Consider the following 24,792-nt stretch of genomic DNA (forward strand, 5'->3'; position numbering starts at 1 on the left):
GGCTCAGGCCGGCTGCGCCTGCGCCGTGCGCATCGCCTCGACGCGGATGTCCTCGGTCAGCCGCGCTTTCAGCGCAGAGAATTCCGGACTGGTCTTCAGCGTGTAGTGGCGCGGATGCGGCAGGTCGATGGCGACATCCGACTTGATGCTGCCGGGCCGCGCTGTCATCACGATGACGCGCGAGGCCATGAAGATCGCCTCCTCGATGTCGTGGGTGACGAACAGCACGGTCTTCTTGCGCCGCTCCCAGATGCCGAGGAGCAGCTCCTGCATCAGCCCGCGTGTCTGGTTGTCGAGGGCGCCAAACGGCTCGTCCAGCAACAGGATCTCTGGATCGTTGGCGAGCGCCCGGGCGATCGCCGTGCGCTGCTGCATGCCGCCGGACAGCTGCTTCGGCCAATGGTTTTCAAACCCCTTCAGCCCGACCAGATCGACATAGGAGGCGACGATGTCGTCCCGTTCCTTTGGCGCCATGCCGCGTTCGCGCAGGCCGAAGGCGATGTTCTCGCTCACCGTCAGCCACGGGAACAGCGTGTAGGACTGGAAGACCATGCCGCGATCCGGTCCCGGCCGCGTCACCGCCTTGTCGTCGAGCAGCACACGGCCTTCACTCGGCGCTTCCAGGCCGGCGACAATTCTGAGCAGCGTCGACTTTCCGCAGCCGGACGGCCCCAGAATGGTGATGAAGTCATTGGCGGCGACCGCCAGGTCGATCGGCATCAGCGCCTTGACCGGCAGTCCGCCACGCACGCCAGCAAAGGTGCGCGAGACGCCCTCGATGAGGAGCTTGCTCACGCCAGGCTCCATGGAAAGAGCCAGCGGTTGAACGCCTTGAAGGCGAAATCGGACAACAGCCCGATCAGCCCGATGACGATGATGCCGAAAATGATCTGTCCGGTCGCCAGCCGCGACTGGCTGTTGATGATCATGTAGCCGATGCCGGAGGACGAGCCGATCAGCTCGGCGACGATGACATAAGTCCAGGCCCAGCCGAGCACCAGGCGCAGCGTCTCGGCGATTTCCGGCGCGTTGGCCGGCATGATCACCCTTTTGACGATGCCGTTGTTGGTCGAGCCCAGCGTATAGGCGGCCTCGACCAGATCGCGCCGCGTCGAGCCGACCTTGACGGCGACGATCAGGATGATCTGGAACACCGAGCCGACGAAGATGACCAGCAGCTTTTCCAGTTCGCCAATGCCAGCCCACAGGATCAGCAGCGGAATGAAGGCCGAGGCGGGCAGATAGCGGGCGAAGGAGACGAAGGGTTCCAGGAACGCTTCCACCGGCTTCCAGGCGCCCATGGCGATGCCGATCGGCACGGCGACGACCGAGGCCAGCACGAAGCCGCCGAAGACGCGCCAGATGGTGATCAATATGTCGAGCCAGAACCGGTCCTCGACCAGCAGCCGCCACCCATCCCGCAGCATCGACAGCGGATCGGCGAGGAAGATGCGGTTGACGTGGCCGCCAAGCGTGATCCAGGCCCAGAAGGCGATGAACAGCACGAAAAAGGAAATGCCGAGCCCGGTTCTCAGGCCCGGCGAGACTGGATGCAAGGGGCGCATCTTCACATCGTCCCCATCAAATTATCACGTGTCCAGGAGAGAGCGGCGGCGCCAGGCGCCACCGCAGGATGGGCAGAGGCCGGACAGTCAGTTCGCCACCGCGCTGGTGTCGGCCAGCGTGGCGACATCGGGCGCTTCCTTGATCAGCCCCATTTGCAGCAACAACGCGCCCGCGGTCTTGGAAAAATCCTGGAATTCTTTAGTGAAGAACTGCTGGTTATCGGCCTTGTCGGCCCATTTCAGGTACTTCGCCGAATCCTCGAATTCCTTGGCCGACTGCTTCACGTCGGCGCCCATGATCTCGTAGGATTTCTGCGGGTCCTTCTTGATCAGGTCGAGCGCCTCGAAATAGCTGTCGGCGAGCGCCTTGGCGGCGTCGGGATTGGCCTTGAGGAATTCGGGCGTGCAGCCGACCGTGTCGAGCACCATCGGATAGTCGAGAGTGGTCGCCAGTATGTGGCCCTGGTCAGCCTTGTCGCGCACGGCCGAGATGAACGGCTCGTAGGTGACCGCTGCATCGTTCTGGCCGGCGAGGAAGGCCTGTGCCGCCGCGTCCGGCTCCAGATTGACGACCGTCACATCCTTGGTCGACATGCCGTTCTTGTTCAGCACCCAGGCGAGCAGGAAATAGGGCGACGTGCCCGGGGCCGAGGAGGCGACGTTCTTGCCCTTGAGATCGGCGACCGTCTTGATGTCGTTGCGCACGACGATGCCGTCGGCGCCATAGGATTTGTCGAGTTGGAAGATCTGCTTGGTGGTCACCCCGCTGGCGTTCCACACCAGCCAGGTCTCGACCGTGGTGGCGGCGCATTGCAGGTCGCCGCTGGCGATGGCGAGCGGACGGCTGGCCTGCGGCACCTTCTTTAAGGTCACGTCGAGGCCGTGCTTCTCGAAGAGCCCTGCCTGTTTGGCAAGTGTCAGCGGCGCGAAGCCGGTCCAGCCGCTGATGCCGATGGTGACCGATGTAGCGGCCATCACCGGCGCGGACAGACCGGCGGCAAACGTCAAAGTCGCGGCGAAAACGGCGATCCTGTTCATGTCGGTTCCCCTTTTTTGTGTGGGCGAAATTGTTCACAGACGCCTATCGGCTTGTCAATCAACAGGAACGTGTTCGGCGGCTGCCAGCAGGCTCACCTCACCACTTACGTTGGGCAGAATTGAAGCCCTGCCCATGGACAGTCGCCGCCACGGCGCTCGGCCGATGAAATGCGATCGTCCTCGTCGTCACCGCTGGTTGGCTCGGTCGGCTCAGCGACTGTCCAACATCCAATTGCGGTTGCGCCACATTTTCTCGCCGATCTGGCAGTCGGCGGCGGGCTTGTCCTGCGTCAGCACCACCGGCGGATGATCCGCCTCCTCCGCCGCCCATTGCGGTGAGGCCGGGCCGGCAAGCTCCAGCACCAGCTTGCGGCGGATGGCTTCGGGAAATTGCGTCCAGTCATTGACCGGGATCATGAAGGCGCCGGGGCCGCCGATGACGCAGTCGCTGTAGTAGCGGTCAAGATCGTTGACGTCGTAGGCGCCGGAAAGGCCACCCCGGGTCATCAGCGGCAGGCCGTTGATGACGATGCCTTGTCTGACCACGCCGTCGCGGGTGAGATTGACCGGAGCGCCCTGGTTGTTGGGCCCGTCGCCGGAAATGTCGATGACCCGCTTGGTCCCCTCATAGCCGCTTTCGGCAAACAGATCGCTGCCGAATTCCAGCGCGCCGGAGATCGAGGTGCGCCGCGCGCTGTTGGGCGGCTGCGCGGACAATTGCGCGACCACCCGCTCCGCGTCGGCACGGTTGGCGATGACAGTCCATGGCACGATGACGCGCTGCCACGTGGTGCCGGCCCATTCGACATAGGTGACGGCGATCTTGCCATGGGCGCCATCGGCGATCGCCTGCAGCACATTGTCATGCGTCAGCGCCGCCGCGTAGCCATGACGCTGGATCTCGAGTTCGTCCGCCGACATCGACAGCGAAACGTCGACCGCCAGCACGAGCTCGACATCGACCGGCTCATCCGCGCGAGACCCAGGCATCAGCCACAACATCAGCGCCAGCGCGGCGCAGCCGGAAAGGAGATGTCTTGCGCGCGACAAAGCAGACATGCCGCGAGGGTAAGCGAAAACCACCTGCTTAAAAAGACAAAAGCCCGGCTCGAAGCCAGGCTTTTGCAATAAGTCCCGTGGTCCGCCCGACCGATCAGCTGCGCGGCTTGAGGTTCTCCGGGTCATAAAGCGGCTTGTAGCCGACACCGGCGACTTCGACCGGATAGGTCTCGCCGAAATACTCGACATTGAGCTTGCGACCTTCCTGCGCATACGAATGCGGCAGATAGGCGAGCGCGATGTTCTTGCCGATCGTCGGGCCATAGGCGACCGAGGTGGTGAAGGAGCGGCGGCCGAGCTCGTCGACCAGCGTTTCCCCGGTGGCCGGGTCCAGCACCGGCATGGTGCCAACGGGATAACGCGCCACGCCCTTGGAATCGGTGTTTTCGGTCATCACCAGCGTGCACAAAGTCGCCGGCTGGTGCTCGCGCGCGCGGTATTCAACATGCTTGGCCTTGCCGCAGAAATCGTTCTCTTTGACCTTCGGTCGGGCGAGATCGGCTTCCAGCAGATTGTACTCGGTCAGAAGGTCGGCATTCTGCAGGCGCAGGCTCTTTTCCATGCGGCGCGTGTTGGCATAGGTCTCGACGCCGAACGGCATGACGCCGGTCGAGCGCAGCGCGTCCCAGACGGCCAGGCCGTCCTCATAGCGCATATGCAGTTCCCAGCCCTGCTCGCCGACATAGGAGATGCGGAAAGCGGTGACATCCTTGCCGCCGATCCTGACCGGCTTGATCGCCGCGAAGGGGAAATTCTCCGGCGAAAGGCCCTCGGGATTCTCGACCACCTTCTTCAAGGTGGTCCGGGCATTCGGACCCCAGATGCCGATGGTGACGTATTTCTCCGTCACATCGGTGATGGTGGCGTCAAAACCTTTGTCCTGCGCGGTGCGCTGCATATAGCGGAAGTCGCGCGGGCCGGCGTCGGCGCCGTCGATCACTCGGCAGCGATCGGCCATGCGGATCACGGTGAAGTCGGCGCGCACCATGCCTTCCTCGTCGAGGAAGTGGGTGTAGATGCCCTTGCCGATGTTGTTGTCGCCGCCGATCTTGGCCGCGCACAGCCATTCCAGCAGCGCGACGTGATCTGGCCCTTCGACGTCATACATAGAGAAATGCGACAGGTTGACGATGCCGCAATCCTCGCTCATCGCCAGATGCTCGGCATTGGAGACGCGCCAGAAATGGCGGTTGTCCCACTCGTTCTCGCGCACGGGAACGCGGTTGCCATATTTCTCGAGCAGGTGCTCGTTGGCGGCATAGCCATGGGCACGCTCCCAGCCGCCCAGTTCCATGAAATAGCCGCCGAGTTCCTTCTCGCGCTCCCAGAACGGCGAACGCCTTATGTTGCGGCCCTTGGAGAAGGGCTCGCGCGGATGCACCGCGGGATTGTAGACCTTCATCGCCGTCTCGGTGCAGCGATCCCAGATGAACTGCTCCTTCGTCTGGTGCGGATAGAAGCGCGCATAGTCGATGGCGTGATGGTCGATCGCCGTGCGGCCATCCGTCATCCAGTCGGCGATCAGCTTGCCCATGCCGGGGCCGTCCTTGACCCAGATGGCGACGGCATACCAGAGCCCCCGCACCTTCTGGCTTTCGCCCATGGACGGGCCACCGTCGGCCGTGACCTGCAGCAGGCCGTTGAAGGAATGGCTTTCATTGTAGCCGAGTTCGCCCAGGATCGGCGTCAGCTCCATGGCGCGTTCCAGCGGCGCCAGGATCTGCTCCATGTCGAGGTCGCGCTGCGACGGCGACAAACGCGCTTCATGCTTTTCAAGGAGATCGCGCGGATGGCAAAGGCGCGGGTTGTTTTCTTCGTAATAGCCCCATTCGATCTGCCCGCCCTCGGCGGTCTTGGGGTCGCCGGTGTCACGCATATAGGCCGAGTTGCCCTGGTCGCGCAGCAGCGGCCAGCCGATCTCCTTGCCGGTGCCGGCGAACTCATTGTAGGGCCCGAAGAACGTCAGCGGATGGTCGATCGGCATAACCGGCAGGTCCTCGCCGACCATTTCGGCGATCAACCGACCCCAGATGCCGGCGCAGACGATGACATAATCGGCCTCGATGGTGCCGCGGTCGGTCACCACGGCGCTGATGCGGCCGTCCTTGACGACGAGCGACCTGGCCGGCGTGTTGGCGAAGGATTTGAGCTTGCCTGACGCTTCAGCCTGGTCGACCAGCTTGCCGGCAACGGTCTGCGAGCGCGGGATGACAAGACCTGCGTCCGGATCCCAAAGGCCGCCCTGCACCATCCCCTCTTCGATCAGCGGGAATTTCTCCTTGATCTCGGCCGGTTCGATCAGGCGCGCGCGTGTGCCAAAGGCCTTTGCCGAGGCGATCTTGCGCTTGATCTCGTCCATGCGGCTGTCGTCGCCGACGCGAGCCACTTCGAGGCCGCCGATGCGGGCGTAATGGCCCATCTTCTCGTAGAAATCGATGGAATAAAGCGTCGTCCAGCAGGACAGAAAATCATGGCTGGTTGTGTAGCAGAAGTCGGAAGCGTGCGCGGTCGAGCCGATATCGGTCGGGATACCTGATTTGTCGATGCCGACAATATCGTCCCATCCGCGCTCGATCAGGTGATGGGCGATCGATGCGCCGACAATACCGCCGAGGCCAATGATGACGACCTTCGCCTTTTTCGGAAACTCTGCCATTGCCCGCGACTCCAGATGCTATTGCGGGCAGCGCCGGCGCCCGTTTGATCGGCGCACAATATGCAGACGACAGGCACGGCGCTACCGCCTGTTTGCGACACGCTGCGGGTGCGGCGCGACCCCGGGAAAACGCCAGCCGTCAGGCGAAGGCCCAGACGTCCTCGGCCTGGAAACCGACCTGGTAGCCCGCCGTCTTCAGCTTGACCACGACCTGGCCGATCTCGGTGGCCGGCAACGCGCCGACCTCGACCTTGATCAAGCCGGGGCGGTAGCGTTTCAGATCAAGCTGTTCGAAGACCATCCAGTCGGCGCCTTCACAATCGACGAGGAAAGCATCGATATGGCTGATGCCGTTGCGGTCGAGCAGCGTCTGCAGCGTTTCCGACGGCACCTCGATATCTCTCAGGTGCGGTGCGAATTTGTTGAAATTGGCGTCGGCCTCGCCCCAGGCATTCTTGCCCGACATCAAATTGGTGTCGGTCACCGAGGAGCAGCCGATGAATTCGATCGGCAGTGTGCCGGCCTCAAGGGCCGCCGCGTCGAAAGTGTGGACGGTGATCGTGCCCTTGGTTTTTGTGACGGCCACCGGCTCGATGATGAAGCGCTCCTTGTCGGGATAGTTGGCGCGCAGCCGCTTCTGATTGTAGGGGATCGGCTCGACCAGCATGGCGCGGGCGCCGGCAATCCTGTGCAGCCACGGCGTCACATCGTCGAACAGCGCGCCATCGCAGGCGCCGACATTGACCATCTGGAACGGCTGAGATGCACCACCGAAGCGCGCTTTCAGCGCCGCCTTGGCCAGGAATTTCGTGCCGCGCAGCGACGGCCCGCGATCGAGCAGGCCGGAGGGAAGGCTGAGCGACAAGGCAATGCGCGCCAGGCTGGAGAGCGAACTCATGGCTTTTCTCCCGGAATGACGTGCAAGGCCGCGCGGTTTTGGCCACGAAACGATGCTTTCCACAGCGCCATGAACGGCGTTGCCAGCAGCAGAAAGGGCGGGATCAGATGCGGGAAATAGATGCGCGTATCGTGGATCGGAAAGACCGTGAATTTCGCCAGCGCGCCCAGCACCAGCGCCGCGAACAGGATGCCGGCGCGCCGATCAGGGCGGAAGCCGGCGCGGCTGGTGGCGAACCAGCCGGCCAGCGCCAGCACCGAAACGCCGACCCATCTGTCCAGGTTGACGGCGCGCAGCATCGATGTTGCAAACGCCCTGAGATAGGCGATGACCGAGAAGGCCGGCTCGAACCCGTCCATATTGTAATGCTGTTCGATGCTGGAGAACCACAGATGCGGCCACCAGCCGGGATGCTGGGCCCAGTGCGAAATGGCGAAATAGGCGACGAAGGACGCGGCAAAGCCGGCCAGCGCGCCCCACGCCTTTTGCCGGAAAGCGGCCAGCAGCACCGCGAATATGGCAAGGAAAACAATATTGTCCGGCCGCACCATGAAGGCGAGGAACAGCAGGATCGCCGTCGCCGCCTCGCGGCCTCTGACATAGGCGTAGAGCCCGCCGAGCAGCAGCGCCGACGTCAGCAGGTCCGGTGTCGAAGCGCGCGCCGCATCACCGAAATCAGCCATGATCAGCACCGCGCCGACCACCGGCGCCAAGGCTAGGGCCTTTTCCCTGTGCAGCCAGAGCAGCGTGATCGCGCCGAACAAGAGCACCGAAAACACCTGCACCAGCCGCATCGCCGCGACCGGCGACATCACCGCGCTCAGTGTCGACAGGATCTCGGCATAGAGGAATTTGATCCGGTACATGCCGAGCAGCGAATGGAAGTCGGCGGCGTTCTCCGTCATGTGGCTGCGGAAGCCGCCGCCATCGTCGGTCAGCACCTTGTAATCGCCGGCCGACACGCCTGATTTGACGGTGCTGTAGGCATAGTCATGCAGCGCCTGCACGTCGGGATAGGTGCCTTCCTCCGATATTGCGAGATAGGGCAGCATGTCCCAATTGGCGTCCGGCATCCCCCACGCCGTGAACGCCGTCAGAAGGATGTAAAGCGCGAAAGCCACAGCGCCGATCGGTGCGGCCAGCCGTGCATAGGTCCCCTCGCCCCACGCCAGACCGGTCTCGGTGAGCCGGTCGAGCGGGTTTTGCGTAGCGGGAGACCTGGTCAGCATTTTTGTGCTCAACGGACTTTCTTTAACGGACCTGGCTTTTGACGAAATCCTTCACGATCGACACGATGCCGCGCGACAGCAGGCTGTCGAAGGCATCGACGAAGCGGTCGACATGCTCGCGCTGGCAGATCAGCGGCGGCTCGAGCCGGATGACGTTGCGGTTGTATTCGGTGAAGGCGACGAGCACGTCGTAGTCGCGCAGCAGCAGCGCGCCGACAAAGCCGGACAGCGAGCCCTTCAGCTTGTCGTCGAGCACGCTGACGATCGGGCGCAGCACCATCGGCAGGGTCTGCGAGAAGTCGTGGAACTCGAGGCCGACCATAAGGCCCTTGCCGCGCACGTCCTTGATGATCTTCGGGTACTTTTCCTTGAGCGCCCGTAGCCGCTGCAGCAGATAGTCGCCGGTGACGGCGGCGTTGTCGATCAGCCCCTCGTCATAAAGCACGTTGAGCGCCTCGATCGAGGTAACGCACGCCTCGCCCATGCCGCCAAAGGTCGCCATGGCATGGATCATCGCCGTCTTGGGCGTGCCATAGGCCTTCATATAGATTTCACGCCTGGCGATCATGGCACCGACAGCCGCCTTGCCGCCGCCGAGCGACTTGGCCAGCGCGGTCACGTCAGGCACGACGCCGTAATGTTCGAAGGCATAGAAGCGGCCCGAGCGGCCATAGCCGCACTGCACTTCATCGGCCACCCACAGCACGCCATACTGGTCGCAGAGCGCGCGCAGCTTCTGCCAGTATTGCGCCTCCGCCTGGATGATGCCGCCACCGCCCTGGATGGTTTCGAGCACGATGACGCCGACCTCCGGATCGCTGCGGAACAGCCGCTCCACCGCCTCGATGTCACCGAAGGGAATGCGCACCGTATTGTCGGCCACCTTGAAATCGGCGCGGTAGAGCTGGCCGTCGGTGATGCCGAGCACGCCCTTGGTCTTGCCGTGGAAGGAATTCTCGGCATAGACCACCTTCGGCCGCTTCGGGCCGGCGGCGCGTTCGGCGAGCTTCACCGCCGCTTCCATCGCCTCCGAGCCGGACGAGCCCAAGAACACCATGTCGAGATCGCCGGGTGAGCATTTGGCGAGGTTGTGCGCCAGCGCTGCCGCATATTGCGACATGAAGGCGATGGCGATTTCCTGGCGCTTCTCCTCCTGGAATTTTTTGCGTGCGTCCAGGATACGTGGGTGGTTGTGGCCGAAGGCCAGCGAACCGAAGCCACCGAAGAAATCGAGGATCTTGCGGCCGTTCTGGTCGATGTAGAACATGCCTTCGGCACGCTCGATCTTGATCTTGTGGAAGCCGAGCAGCTTCATGAAATGCAGCTGGCCGGGATTGAGATGCGCCTTGAACAGGTCGGTCATTCCAGCCACGTCCATCGCCTTGGCCTGCTCGACACTGATCAGATCGGGCTTGGCTATTGCTGCGGGCGACAGTGCCGGCGCGCTCACCAGGGTGCGCGCATTCGTCTGTTCGGGCTTGGCCATGACGGTCATTTCAATCTCCTGTCCGCGCTACGACCAGCGTCGTGCGCCATAAATTTGGCGGGACCACTACTCGGCGGGCACATGTTTGGTGGCGACAGCAGGCCCGGCGTTCTTGGCGCGGTACTCGCTGTAGGCGGCGATCAGCATGTCCTCGTCGCGATATTGCGGCACCCAGCCGAGTTGGCGCTCGGCCTTGGACACGTCGAGTACGCATTCCTCGTCGGCGATCAGATATTGCTCCGGATCCATGATCGGCATGTTCATGAGGTCGAGCAGGTCGAGCGTGCGCTTGACCGCCCAGCCCGGCGTCGGCAGCAGGATCGACTTCGAGCCGGCATGGCGGATCAGGTCGCCGAGCAATTTCTTCACCGGCGGCGGGTTGAGCGAACCGAGATTATAGGCCTCGTTGGGCACGCCGGCCTTCCAGGCGGCGCGGGCAGCTTCCGCGCAATCGAAAACGGAAATGAACTGATAGGGGTTTTTACCCAAGCCGATCATCGGCACCGGAAGGTTCCAGTCAATCAGCTTGAACAGTTTTTCGAGAATGCCGAGCCGGCCGGGGCCGATGATCAGGCGCGGCCGGAACAGCGAGATCGACATGCCGCGCTTGCGCCATTCGGCGGCGAGTTCCTCGGTCTTCTGCTTCGACCAGCCATATTCGCCGAGCGGCGCGACCGGGTGTTCCTCGGTCATCGGCTGGGTGACCGTGTGGCCGTAGATCATATCCGTTGTGTAGTGGACGAGTTTTCGCGCACCAGCCCTGTCCATGGCCTGCATGATGTGCTCGGTGCCATGGAAATTAACTGGGAAAAAGAAGTCGTGCCGCTTGGCGCGCACCTGGATCGGCGACAGCATCTTGGCCGACAGATTGTAGACCATGTCGCCAGCCTTGAGCCCGACAGCAGCGACCGAAGCCGAATCCGTGACGTCGCATTGGACGAACCGGACATTGCGGTAGTGCGCAAGGTCGCTCCTGGCGATGTCGGCGACGATTACCTCTTCGCCATCCGCCACAAGCTTCGGGGCAAGGTGACGGCCGACGAAGCCGTCACCGCCGAAAATCACATGTCTCATCGAACGGTCTCGCTTATCTGGGTCTTGTCGGGCGTGATGGAAGCGGTCTGGTCCTCATGCCCTCGCCCACTTTGCGCGATCAGCACGGTGCCGACGCAGATGAAGGCGATGCCGGCGATGCGCCAGCCATTGATATCCTCGCGGAACACGAAATAGGCGAAGATGGCGACGGCGACATAGGCAAGGCTGAGGAAGGGATAGGCGAAGGAAAGCTCGACCTTGGACAGCACATAGAGGTGCGAGGCCATGGAAATCACGAAGGTGCAAAGTCCCAGGAACACCCAGGGGCTGAAGACGATCTGCAGCAGCTTGAAGAGCGGATTGACGCCCTCGAACGAGATCGGTCCAAGCGACATCATGCCTTGCTTCAGCATGAGCTGCGCGGCGGCATTGGTCATGACCGTAAAGAGAATGAAGACGATATATTTCATGCCCCGCGCGCCCACCCCGTGATTTCTAGTAATACAAACCCGAAAAGATTTCGTGAACTCACAAGACTGTTTTGAGTAAACTTGCCGTTAATCATTCGCTAACTACGATTCATTCCAATTCTATCTATTCGGCGGCCTGCGCGCCGCGCCGCCGCAGGTCGATGCCGCCGGCCGTGCGCGCCCAGAAATCGGACATGAAGGCAGGGTCGCGCAGCACTTCCATCCTCGGCCAGTCCGCGAAGGAGGCGGCGAAAATTTCAGCGCCCATGCGCGCATCCTTGTAGGGATTGACCGCCCCGCCGGCCGCGACGGTGATGCGGTCGAGTTCGCCAAGCAAGGCGAGCGTCGCTGCTCCCTTGTTGGGGAAATCCAGCGTCAGCGTGTAGCCGGGCCGTGGGAATGACAGCAGCGCCGGCGAGCGGATCGAACCGAAGCGTTTCAGCACGGTGAGGAAGGAGCCCTGCCTCACCCGGCGGGCCGTCGCGAGCAGTTCAGGTACAACGATGCGTGCGGCCTCCTCCGGCACCACGCTCTGGTGCTGGAACAGCCCATTGGGGCCATAAAGCCGGTTCCAGTCGCGCACACTGTCAAGCGGGAAGAAAAAGCCTTGATAGCCGGCCTGGCGCGGCGCGATCGCGCGACCTTTCTCCCACCGGTAGGCGGCGTTGAAAGCGGTCAGGAACGGCCGGTTGAGCACATTGAACGGCGGCTGGAACGGCACGGAAAGATTGCTGCCGGCGCGGGAGGCCTCGTGCGAGCCATGCTCGGCGTGGTTAGCGGTGAACAGCAACCCGCGCCCACTGTTGCGGCCGCCGGCGAGCTGATCGATCCAGGCCACCGCATATTCATTGGCCTGGTCCGCCGCTTCGGCCAGATCGAAGAATTCGCCGAGATCACGAAACGGCGCCGTCTTCTCGACGATGTCGAGCGAAGGCACCCGCATCAACCGGATCGAGGCCGAGAGCATCAGGCCGGTCAGCCCCATGCCGCCGATGGTGGCCGCAAACAGGCGCGGATTGTCCGTGGCCGAGCAGCGATAGGTCTTTCCATCGGACCGCAGCAGCGTGAAGCTTTCGACATGGCAGCCGAACGTGCCGCGCCGGTGGTGGTTCTTGCCGTGCACGTCATTGGCGATGGCACCACCGAGCGTGACGAATTGCGTGCCCGGGACGACGGCCGGAAAGAAACCGTAAGGTGCCGCGTGCGCGATGATGTCGGATAGCAGCACACCGGCGTCGGCTTCGAGCACGCCCGTCTCGGCGTTGAAGGCTCCGATATGGTTCAGGGTGCGCATGTCGACGACCGCCCCGGCCTGGTTCTGGCAGGAATCGCCGTAGGAACGCCCATTGCCATAGGCGAGCAGTGAGGCTTCCTTCGCCTGACCGCTCTTCAGCAGCGCAATGGCAGCGTCGGCGTGGATCGCGCGTGGCGCAGGCGGCGTGGCAAGGCCGAAGCTCAAAAAACGTTCGGCCATGCCTACCAGCCCCCGATGACCAGCAGCACGGCGCCGATCGCCACAACGATCTGGCTGCGCCAGTCACGGATGATGAAGACGACCGGGTCGTCGTTCATCTCGTCGCGGCGCGCCAGGATCCAGACGCGCATGGTGAGGTAAAGTACGATGGGTGGCAGCGGCCAGATCAGCCACGGATGCGGGTAGAGCTCGCGCACCGCGACACTGTCCATGTAGAGCGCCAGAACCAGCGCCGAGGAGAAGGCGGAGGCCATGCCGGCCTGGGCGACGATCTCCTGGTCTTCGGTGCGATAACCGCGCCCGGCGATGCGTTCGCCGGGCGGAATGGCGGTGGTGCGCAGCTCGACGAAGCGCTTCACCAGCGCCAGCGACAGGAAGAAGAAGATCGAGAAGGCGAGCAGCCAGAACGAGACGGCGACGCCGGTGGCGGCCGCACCGGCGATCACGCGGATCGAATAGAGACCGGCCAGCGTCAGCACGTCGACCAGCAGCATGCGCTTGAACGACAGCGAATAGGCCGTGGTGACGACCATGTAGCCGCCAAGCACCGCCAGGAATTCGAGCGACAGGAACAGCCCGGTGCCGATGCCGATCGCCAGCAGCACCGCGATCGCACCCAGGCCGAACGGGATCGACAGCGCGCCGCTGGCGAACGGCCTGTTGCGCTTGGTGACGTGCTTGCGGTCGAGCGCGAGATCGAAGAAATCGTTGAGGATATAGATCGCCGACGCCACCGCGCTGAACGAGACGAACGCCAGCAGGCATTGCCAGATCATGTTGGTGTTGAAATATTCGTGCGACAGCACCATCGGCACCGCGATCAGCGAGTTCTTCAGCCACTGGTGGGCGCGCAGCATCTTGACGACGGTGCGCAAGGTCGGCTTCGGCGCCGGCATGGTTTCGGCGCCATGCGCCGCCTGCCAGCGCGCGGCATGGCGGTCGGGCGCGACGACGATTGCATTGCGCGCGGCGTCGAAGACCTGGAGATCGTGGCGGCTGTTGCCGGCATAATCGAAGCCACCATCGCCATAGGCTGATATCAGCGAGGCACGCTTCTTGCCGGAGGTGAGATTGTCGAGACCATCGGTCGCCAGCACCCGGTCGAAAATGCCGAGATGACAGGCAATGGCGTCGGCGAATTTGCGCGGCGTACCGGTCGCCAGCACGATCTTGCGGCCTTCGCCGTGCTCGGCGCGCAGCCGGTCGAGCAGCGTCGCGCGATAGGGCAACGTCGCGGGGTCGATGTCGATGCGCTGCGCGATCGCCTGTTTCAGCCGCGCCGGCCCGCCGGCGGCCCAGAACGGCACCAGGAGAATATAGAGCGGGTTCTTCTTGAGGAGGAGGAACAAGCCTTCCCACAACAGGTCGGTCGCGATCAGCGTGCCGTCGAGATCGACCGCAAGCGGTATTGCGTTCCTGTCCGACCGCGCATCCATGCCCGTCCTGCCCTGCCAGCCTATGACCCGGAAAACCGGAATCCCATTGCGCCGCTTCTCGGCGTCTTGGGGCTGGTATAGCGGGGGATGGCGTAGCGAACGTTAAAACGCCTGGTTGCAGGCGGCTGCCGCGGCGGTATTTCCGGCGTCATTGTTAAACAAGCGCAACCGGAAACGATAAAAGGCCGAGCAAATGCCCGGCCTTTCCAATCATGCCGCCTGGATTACTTGATGCGGGCGACGCCGCCGGAAATTTCGACGGTTTCCGAGCCGGTCAAGGCTTCAAGATCACCGTTCGGCAAGGTGACGAAGCAGCCGTTCTGGCAGAATTCGACGGTTTCACCGCCGGCCAGCGCAAGGTCGGTCTTGCTGCCGCCCTCCGTGACGACCAGCGTGCGGGTCTCGGCGTCCTTGTTGACCGCGCTGGCGGCATGAGCCGAGCCGCTCACGGCGAGCAAGGCCACGGCAGCGACGAGAGACTTCCACATGTTGCAATATCGGTGTTCCCACCGCCTCTGTTGCATTTCGCAAGGCATTCTCGCCCTTTGCATGAGAGCTTATATGAGATGGAAGCTGAACCGCAACTGAATGCCGCATTCATGCCGCAATTGGTTTTGGCTGTCCGCAAGCATACGTCCGACCCTGTTAATTTCGCCAGCCGGCACGATATGATGTCGAGGCGGCAACGCGAAAAGAGACCATGCACGACAACTGGCTTGAAACGATCGGCGTTGGGGTTGAGTCGCGAAGGATTGCCGCGGGGGTGACCCATTATGTACCCGCGTCCATCAACCATCGGCTTGGGATCCACGTCGGAGCGCCGGTCAACGCCTCGTGCCACTGCGACGGCAAACATCACCGCCGGGTCCAGTCGGACGGCGACATCGATATTGTGCCCGCCGGGCTCGATGGCGACTGGAAGGATGACGCGGACTGCACCATCCTGCGGCTGTGGGTCAGTCCGGCGCTGGTTCGGCGCGCTGCCGAGGACCTCGATATCGATCCGGACAGGGTCGTCGTCAATCCGCAGTTCCAGCGCCGCGATGCCAGGATCGAACACATCGCCCATGCGCTGGCGACCGGCCTGAACCCGGACGTGCCATCCGACCGGCTGTATTTCGAAAGCCTGGCCAAAGCACTGGCTGTCCAGATCATCCAGGGCGCTGCGTCAAAACCGGAAGCTCCCGCCAGGCAAACGCTTTCTTTCGGCCAGAAGCGCAGGCTGACCGATTTCATCGAAGCCAATCTCGACCAGGATCTTTCGCTGGATGAGATGGCGCAAGTGGCAGCCATCAGCGTCTCGCATCTGAAAGTGCTGTTTCGCCACACCTTCGGCATGCCTCCCCACCAATATGTCATCCATCGCCGCGTCGATCGGGCCAGGGCTCTGTTGCATCAGGGAAAAATGCCGCTTAGCCAGATTGCGCTGGAAGCAGGCTTTTCGCATCAGAGCCATATGGCGCAAAGCATGAAGCGCCTCCTCGGCGTCACGCCGGCAACACTGATCCGCTTGCAGCGGTAAACTACGGTCTGGCATTTTCGCCGTGCTTTGGCTTTCGAAGCCAATCATCCGTTCTTGCGCTCCACCATCCAAATCTGAGCGACCCGAGCCCGCCGATTTGGCATTCCGGACGTCCCACTGGTCAGGATGAAGGATACGGGCATGTTTGTTGTGTTGGGCGCGGCAGGAAAGATCGGACGGGCCACGATTGGCGCGCTTCGCAGGCATCACGTTCCGGTCAGAGCCGTGGTGCGAAACCCGTCGCACGCCGAGGAGTTCCGTGCACTCGGTTGCGAGGCAGAAATTGCCGATCTACGCGATACGCCAGCATTGGTGCGGGCAACAAAGGGCGCCACCGCTGTTCAGGTCATCTGTCCAGTCAGCGTCCGCGCCGACGATGCGCCAGCGGAGATGGAAGCCACGATCCGGTCCATCGTCGACGCACTCAATCAAGTCAGACCGGAAAGTATCCTGGCAATATCGGACTATGGCGCCCAGCTTGCCGCCGGCACCGGCATAACGCTCACCTTTCATCATCTGGAAGCGCAGCTGGGGACGGTACCAGCGGCGCTGACGGTGTTGCGTTCCGCCGAGCACATGCAGAACTGGAACCGCTTGGTCGGCCGGGCAATCGAGACCGGCGTGCTGCCGAGCCTGCACCATCCCGTGACAAAATCCTTCCCGACGGTGTCGGCCGGCGATGTCGGGCTGATGGCAGCGGACCTGCTCCTTTCGGGCAGCGGCGATGCGTTGCGCGTGGTCCACGCCGAAGGGCCAAACCGCTACAGCACGGCCGATGTGGCGCGAACGCTTGGCGACATTGCCGGCCGCAAGATCGTCGCTCGCGAATTGCCAAGGCAGGACTGGGTTCCCGCCCTTGTCGGCGGCGGCATCGGCACGAGCTACGCTGAACTGGTCGCCGCGATGTTCGACGCCCACAATGCCGGCCGCATCGATGTCGAGCACGGCGTTGGCGAAGTCAGGCGCGGCGATACCGATCTGCGCGCGGCATTGACGGCGTTGGTCGCGAGAAGCTGACGGGAACCGGCCCTAGTCGGGATCCGGCTTGCGCAGCTTGCGTCCCGATTTGGCGAGCTTTTTCGCTTCGGCCGCGGCGTCCGCCTTCGCCTGTTCCTGTTCGACGAAGTCGGCCTCGATCTTGTCGTCGTCTGTCGGCCAGGCCTTGGGCTTGTGCACCTCGACGACGGCACGCGGTGTCGACGGGATCTCGATATGCTGGTCGCTGAATTTTTCCAGCACGGCGAAGCGGACGTCGTTCTGCACGATGTTGCCGTTCGTCACATCGGCCAGGAACACACGGATTTCGAACTCAAGTGCCGCTGGTCCAAAATTGGAAAACAGCACGAAGGGTTCGGGGTTCTTCAGCACCATCGGGTGGCTGCGGGCGATTTCCAGCAGGATGGCATGCACCTGCTTGACGTCGCTGCCATAGGCGACGCCGACCTTGATGTCGATGCGGCCGAGCTTGTTGCGATGCGTCCAGTTGCCGACGGCGTTGTTGATCAGGTTCGAATTGGGCAGGATCACCGACTGCCGCTGGAAAGTCTCGATCTCGGTGGCGCGCACGCTGATCTTCTTGACCGTACCGCTGACGTCGCCGGCGACGATCCAATCGCCGACCTTGAACGGCCGCTCGGCCAGCAGGATCAGGCCGGAGACGAAATTCGACACGACATTCTGCAGGCCAAAGCCGATGCCGAGGGAAAGCGCACCGGCGACCAGCGCCAGGCTGGAGAGGTCGATACCCGCCGCCGATATGCCGACCAGCCCCGCCACGGCGACGCCGGCATAGCCGACCGCCAGCCGGATCGAATTGCGCACGCCGGTGTCGACCTTGCCGCGCGCCATCACCGACCCGTCGAGCCAGCCCTGGAACCAGCGGGTCAGGAAATAGCCGATGATGAAGACGATGATGCCCGAAAGGATGCCAGTGACCGAAATCGTCACCGAGCCGATGGTGATCCCGGTCGCCAGCTTGTAGGCCCAGGCCTGGATGTCGCCGGGCTGGAACCCCCACATCAAAAGGATCAGAGGCAGGAAGACCAGCACGATCATCAAATTGATGGCGACACTGACGACGAGGCCGAGCTGGTCGAGTGCTGCGTCCTCGTAACTGGAGTTGGCCGACAGCCAGCGCCCGACAGTGGTGTTGGCGAACGCCCCCTCCTCGCCGATCGCCTGCGCCGACAGGAAGCCGATATAGGCGGTGATCAGCGCCGTGCCTGTGACCACCACCTGCAGCGAGACGAACAGGGCAAGGCCGATATAGCCAAGCAGGGCGGCGGCGATGGTGAACAGGCCAAGCGCCAGCGCCAGATAGCGCAGCCAAGCCGGCCATGGCCGCCAGCTTCCGTCGCGTGCCTTGAACGGCCGCAGCATCGCCATCAGGATCAGGATGATGCCGACGACAATGGTGGCGACGAAACTGCGGGCGATGGTCAGCGACAGTGGCGAGCCCATCTTGTCGTTGACGATCGACAGGAAATTGTTGACGCCGATGACCACGGCCATGGCGGTTGTCAGCCGCACCAGCCAGCGCGCCGGGCCGGTTTGGACGGGAATGAGCCGCCAGTTCGGCAGCCGCGGCTCAAGCGCGGCATTGGTCAACCGGTTGACGCAGAACACCACCGCGATGACTGCCGCCAGCGCATTCAGGAAGACGCCGATGTCGCCGCGCAACACATTGTAATAGTTGAAAAAGAACACCGTGGAGGCCAGGAACACGCCGACCGCCAGCGTCGGCAGCAAGGTCGACCAGAATGCTACGGACAGGCGGCTGAGATAGGACGGATCCTCGACTGCCGGATCGGCTTCGAATATGCGCCCGAACAGGCGCCTGCCGCCGACCAGCAGCACCAGCGCCAGCCCGAGCGCCACGAAGGTCGCCGCGAGGATGGCCTGGAACTTGAACTTGAACGCGAAGCTCAGCCAAGACGACACCGCCTTGTAAAAGTTGGCGTATTCGTCCCGGGCGTCGGAAAACACCTGTGGGCTCAGCGCCTCGGACAGTGCGTAGCGCTTGGTCAAAAAGTTGCGGAACTGCTCGCTGCGCATATTGCCGATCTTGTCGATCAGCCCGCTGATGCGGATCGACAGGTTCTGCGCGCTGGCGACGACCGCGTTGATCTCGGCCTTTTCCGACGCCAGCGCCTGGCGCTCGCCGGTCACGATGTCGGGCTCCTGCGGCTGGCCCGCGGCCGGCGGCGGACCAAGCACCTCGATGCGATTGTTGATGTCGGTAAGCCGTGGACGGAACACCAGCGCGCTGGTCAGCGCCGCCCGCGACAGATCCTCCAGTTGCAGACGGATGTCCACAAGCGAGGCATCGTCCTCGCCGTTCTGCTGTATCTTCTTCTCGAGATCGTCGGTCTTGGCAGTCAGGCCCTGGATGACTTTCTGCTGATCGGTGATCAAGCCGGCGGAGCCCTGGCCAAGCGCCTGCGCCATCGCCTCGAACGAAGGCGACGCCGAAATGACCAGCGTGAAAACCAAAACGAGGCGAAGCAATCTCAAAAGCATGACTATCGGCGACTCACCGGCGGCAAGGGCATTTAAAAGCCTGTCCTTGATAAAGACGGCCATATCGTGGGGCAAGCCGTCGCATCGCGGCGTCGGCCAGTCGAAAGGCCATGGCGCAATATTGGCTTTGCGGATGCGGCCTGCTCTATAGTCTGCCGCATCGCCCGAACCGGATGACAATGATGGCAGAGTACTCGGCCTTTTCGCTGCTTGCGAACGCGCTCAAGGGAAACAGGGACTGGAAGCCGGCCTGGCGCAAGCCCGACCCGAAGGCTTCCTATGATGTCATCATCATTGGTGGCGGCGGCCACGGGCTGGCGACCGCCTATTATCTGGCCAAGGAACACGGCATCACCAATGTCGCCGTGCTGGAAAAGGGCTGGCTCGGCTCCGGCAATGTCGGCCGCAACACCACGGCCGTGCGCTCGAACTATCTGCTGCCCGCCAATACCCGCTTCTACGAACATTCGATGAAGATGTGGGAAGGCCTGTCGCACGAGCTCAACTATAACGTCATGTTCTCGCAACGTGGCTGCCTGAACCTGGCGCACACGCCGGCCCAGTTCGACGACTATGCAAGGCGCGGCAACGCCATGCGCCATCTCGGCGTCGATGCCGAACTGATGACGCCGGCGCAGATCAAACGCCTGATCCCGGCGATCGATATCTCCGGGGATGCACGCTTTCCCGTGGTCGGCGGCCTGATGCAGCGGCGCGCCGGCACCGCCCGCCACGATGCGGTGGCCTGGGGCTATGCGCGCGGCGCCGACCGGCGCGGCGTCGATATCATCGAGAATTGCGAGGTCACCGGCTTCCTGCGCGATGGCGACCGCATCACCGGCGTCACCACGTCGCGCGGCGATATCAGGGCCAAAAAGGTGGCGGTCGCGGTGGCCGGCAGCACCGGACGCGTCATGCAATTGGCCGGCATCGAGACGATGCCGATCGAGAGCCATGTGCTGCAGGCCTTCGTGACGGAATCGCTAAAACCCTTCATCGACACGGTCGTGACCTTCGGCATGGGCCATTTCTACATGTCGCAGTCCGACAAGGGCGGCCTTGTCTATGGCGGCGATATCGACGGCTACAACAGCTACGCCCAGCGCGGCAACCTGCCCATCGTCGACGAGGTGATGAGCGAGATGCTGGCACTGTTCCCGGGCCTTGCCCGCGTGCGCATGCTGCGTTCGTGGGGCGGTGTGTGCGACATGTCGATGGACGGTTCGCCGATCATCACCACCGGCCCCCTGCCCGGCATGTATCTCAATTGCGGCTGGTGCTATGGCGGCTTCAAGGCGACGCCGGCCTCCGGCTGGACCTTTGCCTGGACCATCGCCAAGGACGAGCCGCACGATTTCAACGCGCCGTTCACCCTCGACCGCTTCCACCGCGGCCTCGTCATCGACGACAAGGGCCAGGGCGCGAATCCGCGGCTCCATTAGGAAACATCCTGTGCTGATCACCTGCCCCTATTGCGGCCCGCGCGACGTCATCGAGTTCACCTATCAGGGTGACGGCAACCGCGAGCGTCCCGACCCCGCCTCGCAGAATTTCGAGGCGTGGAACGCCTATGTCTATGACCGGCTGAACCCGGCCGGCGACCACAATGAGATCTGGCAGCATTCCGGCGGTTGCCGCGCGCACCTGCGCGTCGTGCGCAACACGCTGACGCATGAGATTTCGAGCGTCGCTTTCGTGCGCGGTGATCATGCTTCAACCGCGCGCCGCAAGGCGGAGGACAAGGCATGAGCCCGCGCCGCACCGACACTGGCGGCCGCATCGACCGGCTGAAGACGATCCGCTTCACCTTCGACGGCGTTGCCTATACCGGCCATGCCGGCGACACGCTGGCCTCGGCGCTGCTGGCCAAGGGCGTCATGCTTTTTGGGCGCTCGTTCAAATATCACCGTCCGCGCGGCCTGCTGACCGCGGGCGTGGAGGAGCCCAACGCGCTGGTGACGGTGCTGAAGGGCGAGGTGCGCGAGCCCAACATTCCGGCGACCATGGTCGAAATCCATGACGGGCTTATCGCCGTCAGCCAGAACCGCTTCCCTTCGCTGGCCTGGGACATCCATGCCGTCAACCAGCTCGGTGGCAAGATCCTGTCGGCCGGCTTCTACTACAAGACCTTCATGGGGCCGGTGATCGGTCCGCTGAAAGGCACGCGCTTCTGGATGTTCTGCGAGCACTTCATTCGCCGCGCCGCAGGTCTGGGCAGCGCCGGATCGGCGAAGGATCCCGCCCGCTACGAACGCATGAACGCTTTTTGCGACGTGCTGGTGGTCGGCTCCGGCCCGGCCGGCCTGATGGCCGCCAAGGCCGCCGCCGATCAGGGCGCGCGCGTCATCCTGGCCGATCTAGAGCCGCGTTTCGGCGGCTCGACCAATTGGTCCAATGAAACCATCGACGGCGCGCCGGCAGCCGATTGGGCGCGCCGCACCGTCACCCAGCTCGAAGGCCGCGACAATGTCCGGCTTTTGCCGCGCACCACGGTGTGGGGCTATTACGACAACAACACGCTTGCCGCGCTCGAACGGGTCAGCGACCACAAAGACCAACCCGCCAAGGGCGAGCCGCGTCATCGCTATTGGGCGATCCGCGCCAGATCCGTGGTACTGGCCACCGGCGCCTTCGAACGGCCGCTGGTCTTCCCCGGCAATGACAGGCCGGGCGTGATGCTGGCGCATGCGGCGGAGCGCTATGCCAACGAGTTCGGCGTGTTGCCGGGCGAGCGGATCGCGCTGTTCACCAACAATGACAGCGCCTATCGCGCGGCCATCGCCTTGAAAAAGGCTGGTGCGGCGATCGTCGCCATCGCCGACGTCAGGTCCGAGCTTTCGCCAGAGATGCGCAAGCTGGCGACGGAAGCCGAGGCCGAGATCTTGGCCGGCCATGCCGTCGTCGCCACCGAGGGTGGCAAGGCGCTCTCCGGCGTCAAGGTGCAGCGTTTCGACATGGTCACCGGCGCGCTCTCCGGCGATGAACGAAGCATCCATGCCGACTGCCTGCTGATGTCGGGCGGCTGGTCGCCGACCATCCATCTGGCCAGCCAGGCCGGCGCCAAAGCGCAATGGAATGCAGCACGCCAGGCTTTCCTGCCGCCAAAGCCGACGCAAAAATGGCCAACACAGCAGTGGATTGGAGCCGGCGCTTTTACCGGCAGTTTTTCCACAGCCGAGGCGATCGCTGAAGGCCGTGCCACCGGCCTTGCAGCGGCCGGTGGAACGAGCACGCCAGCGGCATTGCCAACGGTCGAAGCCGTGCCCGGCGACCCCGATCCGGCGCCCGTCTTCGAGATCAGGGCCAAGGGCAAAAGCTTTGTCGACTTCCAGCACGACGTGACGGCGGAGGATGTCCGCCTGGCACACCGAGAAGGCTTCGTCTCGGTCGAGCATCTGAAGCGCTACACCACGCTCGGCATGGCGACCGACCAGGGCAAGAGCTCCAACGTTCCCGGCCTCGCCATCATGGCCGAGGCGCTGGGCAAGCCGATCCCCGAAGTCGGCACGACGCGCTTCCGGCCGCCCTTCGCGCCCGTTTCGATCGGCTCGCTGGCGGCCGAACGCTTCGGCGACCTGAAGCCGGAAAGGCTGACGCCGATGCACGACTGGCACCTCGCCAATGGCGCGACCATGTATTGCGCCGGCCTCTGGTATCGGCCGATGATCTACGGGCTTTCAGGCGAAACGATCGAGCAGGCCTATGTGCGCGAGGCCAAGGCGACGCGCGAAAGTGCTGGCATTGTCGATGTCTCGACGTTGGGCAAGATCGCCGTGCAGGGCCCCGATGCCGCGGCCTTCCTCGACCGCGTCTACACCAACATGTTTTCGACGCTCGCCGTCGGCAAGGCGCGTTACGGGCTGATGCTGCGCGAGGACGGCTTTGCCTTCGACGACGGCACCACCTGGCGGCTCGGCGAACAGGATTTTCTGATGACCACCACCACGGCCAATGCCGGCAAGGTGATGCAGCATCTGGAATATTTCCTCGACGTGATCTGGCCGGACCTCAAGGTTCACGTCACCTCGGTGACCGACGAATGGGCGGGCGCCGCGATCGGCGGCCCGAAAGCCAGGCAGATACTCGCCGCCTGCGTCACCGGCACCGCGGTCGACAATGCGACACTGCCCTTCATGGGCATCGTCCATGGCCAGATAGCGGGCGTGCCGGTGATGATTTGCCGACTTTCCTTCTCCGGTGAAATGGCCTTCGAGGTCTATTCCGGCGCCGGCCATGGCACCCATGTCTGGGAAGCGCTGATCGAAGCCGGCAAGCCGTTCGGGCTGGTCACCTATGGGTTAGAGGCTCTGGGCACGATGCGCATCGAGAAGGGCCATGTCACCGGCGCCGAGATCGACGGCCGCACCACGGCGCGTGACCTGCATCTCGACTGGATGCTGTCGAAGAAGAAGCCGTTCATCGGCTCGGCGATGATGGACCGCGAAGGCCTGATCGCGTCCGACCGGCTGGAACTGGTCGGCCTGATCGCGCTCGACAACCGGCCGCTCAATGGCGGCGCGCATATTGTCGAGGCGTTGGACGAGGCCAATCCGCACGGCTCGATCGGCCACATCACCGCCTGCTGCTATTCGCCGGCACTCGGCAAGCACATCGCGCTGGCGCTGGTCCAGGGCGGCAAGGCCAGGCACGGCACGCGTGCCCATGTCTCCGATCCCTTGCGCAACAGGTTCGGACCGGTCGAGATCGTCTCCAACCATTTCTACGATCCGGAAGGGACCCGCATGCATGGTTGAGCGCCAATCCCCCCTCGAGCCGGAGTTTCATGTCGGCTCGCATGGCAATTTCGAGCATGGCGTCGAGATCCTGCTGACCGAGACAAGGCCGGGCTCGATCGTGCAGCTCGCCGCCTGGCCGGGCGAGGAGAAGAACCTGATCGCGACCATCCGCACCGTCACCGGGCTGACGCTGCCCGACGGCGCAGGCGGGGGCTCGAGCGACGGCGTGAAATCGGTGTTCGGCTTCGCGCCTGGAAAATTCACAGTGGCCGATGAGGCAGAAGGGCTGGCCGCTGCCTTCGCCAAGGCGGTGACGCCGGCCCTCGGCACGGTGACGGACCTGTCGCATGGCCGCACCGCCATCCGCATCGCCGGGCCGAAGGCCGAATGGGTGCTGGCGAAATTCTTCGCCATCGACTTCGCGCTGCCGGCCTTCCCGGTCGGCGCCGGCCGCTCGACCGCCCATCACGATGTCTTCGCCCAGATTCAGCGCACCGGCGCCGACCAGTTCGACATCTATGTCTTCCGCTCCTTCGCGCGCTCATTCTGGAAGGCGCTCTGCCATGCCAGCGAGGAAGTCGGCTACGAGGTGCAGTAGGCGGCGCGACGTCGCTTCTGGCCTCAATGCCGGCCGGTTCTGCCGCTAGAGAATCGCGCCGCCGGCGGCCA

At 63.5% G+C, this 24,792-nt stretch carries 20 protein-coding genes; 6 read left to right on the forward strand and 14 right to left on the reverse strand.

What is annotated here, in order from left to right:
* Positions 1-3: 3 nt before the first annotated feature.
* From MAFF_RS06185 to MAFF_RS06245, 13 genes are all read right to left on the reverse strand, one after another.
* On the reverse strand, positions 4-795 hold the full coding sequence (locus MAFF_RS06185) for an ABC transporter ATP-binding protein (RefSeq protein ID WP_044550579.1): 792 nt from the start codon (positions 793-795) through the stop codon (positions 4-6).
* Positions 792-1,565, reverse strand: coding sequence for an ABC transporter permease (locus tag MAFF_RS06190; protein WP_044547904.1), 774 nt, complete (start codon positions 1,563-1,565; stop codon positions 792-794). Before MAFF_RS06190 ends, MAFF_RS06185 begins: the two co-directional genes overlap by 4 nt.
* 87 nt (positions 1,566-1,652) lie before the next feature.
* Positions 1,653-2,603, reverse strand: coding sequence for an ABC transporter substrate-binding protein (locus tag MAFF_RS06195; protein WP_010910025.1), 951 nt, complete (start codon positions 2,601-2,603; stop codon positions 1,653-1,655).
* Positions 2,604-2,813: 210 nt separating this feature from the next.
* Complete coding sequence (locus MAFF_RS06200; protein WP_044547906.1) at positions 2,814-3,662, reverse strand: DUF1194 domain-containing protein; 849 nt, start codon at positions 3,660-3,662, stop codon at positions 2,814-2,816.
* Between the two features lie 94 nt (positions 3,663-3,756).
* Entirely contained in the window at positions 3,757-6,318 is a 2,562-nt protein-coding gene (locus MAFF_RS06205; protein WP_010910027.1) for a GcvT family protein, read from the reverse strand.
* A 139-nt stretch (positions 6,319-6,457) separates the two neighbouring features.
* Positions 6,458-7,216, reverse strand: a complete 759-nt coding sequence (locus MAFF_RS06210) for an FkbM family methyltransferase (protein ID WP_044547909.1) — start codon at positions 7,214-7,216, stop codon at positions 6,458-6,460.
* Positions 7,213-8,445 (reverse strand): glycosyltransferase 87 family protein, encoded by a 1,233-nt coding sequence (locus MAFF_RS06215; protein WP_010910029.1) that lies wholly within the window; start codon positions 8,443-8,445, stop codon positions 7,213-7,215. The genes MAFF_RS06210 and MAFF_RS06215 overlap by 4 nt, the downstream gene beginning before the upstream one ends.
* A 22-nt stretch (positions 8,446-8,467) precedes the next feature.
* Positions 8,468-9,940 carry an aspartate aminotransferase family protein gene (locus tag MAFF_RS06220; RefSeq protein WP_010910030.1) on the reverse strand — a complete coding sequence of 491 codons (1,473 nt, stop codon included), beginning with the start codon at positions 9,938-9,940 and terminating at the stop codon, positions 8,468-8,470.
* Between the two features lie 57 nt (positions 9,941-9,997).
* On the reverse strand, positions 9,998-11,005 hold the full coding sequence (locus tag MAFF_RS06225; RefSeq protein WP_010910031.1) for an NAD-dependent epimerase/dehydratase family protein: 1,008 nt from the start codon (positions 11,003-11,005) through the stop codon (positions 9,998-10,000).
* A complete protein-coding gene (locus MAFF_RS06230; RefSeq protein ID WP_044547911.1) occupies positions 11,002-11,436 on the reverse strand; it encodes an EamA family transporter in 435 nt (144 codons plus the stop codon). The genes MAFF_RS06225 and MAFF_RS06230 overlap by 4 nt, the downstream gene beginning before the upstream one ends.
* Before the next feature lie 124 nt (positions 11,437-11,560).
* Positions 11,561-12,910, reverse strand: a complete 1,350-nt coding sequence (locus MAFF_RS06235; RefSeq protein ID WP_010910033.1) for an FAD-binding oxidoreductase — start codon at positions 12,908-12,910, stop codon at positions 11,561-11,563.
* 2 nt (positions 12,911-12,912) lie between these two features.
* Positions 12,913-14,346, reverse strand: a complete 1,434-nt coding sequence (locus MAFF_RS06240; protein WP_010910034.1) for a UbiA family prenyltransferase — start codon at positions 14,344-14,346, stop codon at positions 12,913-12,915.
* Between the two features lie 224 nt (positions 14,347-14,570).
* On the reverse strand, positions 14,571-14,834 hold the full coding sequence (locus tag MAFF_RS06245; protein ID WP_032930670.1) for a hypothetical protein: 264 nt from the start codon (positions 14,832-14,834) through the stop codon (positions 14,571-14,573).
* A 275-nt stretch (positions 14,835-15,109) separates the two neighbouring features.
* On the opposite strand from MAFF_RS06245, the gene MAFF_RS06250 reads away from it, so the two are divergent.
* Both MAFF_RS06250 and MAFF_RS06255 read left to right on the forward strand, forming a co-directional pair.
* Positions 15,110-15,868 (forward strand): AraC family transcriptional regulator, encoded by a 759-nt coding sequence (locus MAFF_RS06250; protein ID WP_244420731.1) that lies wholly within the window; start codon positions 15,110-15,112, stop codon positions 15,866-15,868.
* Positions 15,869-16,009: 141 nt separating this feature from the next.
* Entirely contained in the window at positions 16,010-16,885 is an 876-nt protein-coding gene (locus tag MAFF_RS06255) for an NAD(P)H-binding protein (protein ID WP_032933511.1), read from the forward strand.
* A gap of 12 nt (positions 16,886-16,897) precedes the next feature.
* Here MAFF_RS06255 and MAFF_RS06260 read toward each other — a convergent pair whose 3' ends face one another.
* Positions 16,898-19,387 (reverse strand): mechanosensitive ion channel family protein, encoded by a 2,490-nt coding sequence (locus MAFF_RS06260; RefSeq protein WP_044550581.1) that lies wholly within the window; start codon positions 19,385-19,387, stop codon positions 16,898-16,900.
* Between the two features lie 182 nt (positions 19,388-19,569).
* On the opposite strand from MAFF_RS06260, the gene MAFF_RS06265 reads away from it, so the two are divergent.
* From MAFF_RS06265 to soxG, 4 genes are read left to right on the forward strand one after another with little or no spacing between them, the layout of a single operon-like run.
* Positions 19,570-20,829: a sarcosine oxidase subunit beta gene (locus MAFF_RS06265; protein ID WP_010910039.1), complete on the forward strand. Its 1,260-nt coding sequence runs from the start codon at positions 19,570-19,572 to the stop codon at positions 20,827-20,829.
* A gap of 10 nt (positions 20,830-20,839) precedes the next feature.
* The gene (locus MAFF_RS06270) at positions 20,840-21,136 is read left to right on the forward strand and encodes a sarcosine oxidase subunit delta (RefSeq protein WP_010910040.1); all 297 of its coding nucleotides are present in this window, start codon (positions 20,840-20,842) and stop codon (positions 21,134-21,136) included.
* Positions 21,133-24,141 (forward strand): sarcosine oxidase subunit alpha, encoded by a 3,009-nt coding sequence (locus MAFF_RS06275; RefSeq protein WP_010910041.1) that lies wholly within the window; start codon positions 21,133-21,135, stop codon positions 24,139-24,141. The genes MAFF_RS06270 and MAFF_RS06275 overlap by 4 nt, the downstream gene beginning before the upstream one ends.
* The gene (gene soxG, locus MAFF_RS06280) at positions 24,134-24,721 is read left to right on the forward strand and encodes a sarcosine oxidase subunit gamma (RefSeq protein ID WP_010910042.1); all 588 of its coding nucleotides are present in this window, start codon (positions 24,134-24,136) and stop codon (positions 24,719-24,721) included. Before MAFF_RS06275 ends, soxG begins: the two co-directional genes overlap by 8 nt.
* The last annotated feature ends 71 nt before the right edge of the window (positions 24,722-24,792 follow it).

Origin of the sequence: Mesorhizobium japonicum MAFF 303099 (assembly GCF_000009625.1) — a bacterium.
Classification (GTDB): Bacteria; Pseudomonadota; Alphaproteobacteria; order Rhizobiales; family Rhizobiaceae; genus Mesorhizobium; species Mesorhizobium japonicum.

Coding starts and splice junctions, on each gene's coding strand:
- MAFF_RS06195 (WP_010910025.1), bottom strand. CDS start 2,603: ATGAACAGGATCGCCGTTTTCGCCGCGACTTTGACGTTTGCCGCCGGT.
- MAFF_RS06230 (WP_044547911.1), bottom strand. CDS start 11,436: ATGAAATATATCGTCTTCATTCTCTTTACGGTCATGACCAATGCCGCC.
- MAFF_RS06210 (WP_044547909.1), bottom strand. CDS start 7,216: ATGAGTTCGCTCTCCAGCCTGGCGCGCATTGCCTTGTCGCTCAGCCTT.
- MAFF_RS06225 (WP_010910031.1), bottom strand. CDS start 11,005: ATGAGACATGTGATTTTCGGCGGTGACGGCTTCGTCGGCCGTCACCTT.
- MAFF_RS06245 (WP_032930670.1), bottom strand. CDS start 14,834: ATGTGGAAGTCTCTCGTCGCTGCCGTGGCCTTGCTCGCCGTGAGCGGC.
- MAFF_RS06205 (WP_010910027.1), bottom strand. CDS start 6,318: ATGGCAGAGTTTCCGAAAAAGGCGAAGGTCGTCATCATTGGCCTCGGC.
- MAFF_RS06190 (WP_044547904.1), bottom strand. CDS start 1,565: ATGCGCCCCTTGCATCCAGTCTCGCCGGGCCTGAGAACCGGGCTCGGC.
- MAFF_RS06275 (WP_010910041.1), top strand. CDS start 21,133: ATGAGCCCGCGCCGCACCGACACTGGCGGCCGCATCGACCGGCTGAAG.
- MAFF_RS06255 (WP_032933511.1), top strand. CDS start 16,010: ATGTTTGTTGTGTTGGGCGCGGCAGGAAAGATCGGACGGGCCACGATT.
- MAFF_RS06235 (WP_010910033.1), bottom strand. CDS start 12,910: ATGGCCGAACGTTTTTTGAGCTTCGGCCTTGCCACGCCGCCTGCGCCA.
- MAFF_RS06260 (WP_044550581.1), bottom strand. CDS start 19,387: ATGCTTTTGAGATTGCTTCGCCTCGTTTTGGTTTTCACGCTGGTCATT.
- soxG (WP_010910042.1), top strand. CDS start 24,134: ATGGTTGAGCGCCAATCCCCCCTCGAGCCGGAGTTTCATGTCGGCTCG.
- MAFF_RS06200 (WP_044547906.1), bottom strand. CDS start 3,662: ATGTCTGCTTTGTCGCGCGCAAGACATCTCCTTTCCGGCTGCGCCGCG.
- MAFF_RS06215 (WP_010910029.1), bottom strand. CDS start 8,445: ATGCTGACCAGGTCTCCCGCTACGCAAAACCCGCTCGACCGGCTCACC.
- MAFF_RS06265 (WP_010910039.1), top strand. CDS start 19,570: ATGGCAGAGTACTCGGCCTTTTCGCTGCTTGCGAACGCGCTCAAGGGA.
- MAFF_RS06240 (WP_010910034.1), bottom strand. CDS start 14,346: ATGGATGCGCGGTCGGACAGGAACGCAATACCGCTTGCGGTCGATCTC.
- MAFF_RS06220 (WP_010910030.1), bottom strand. CDS start 9,940: ATGACCGTCATGGCCAAGCCCGAACAGACGAATGCGCGCACCCTGGTG.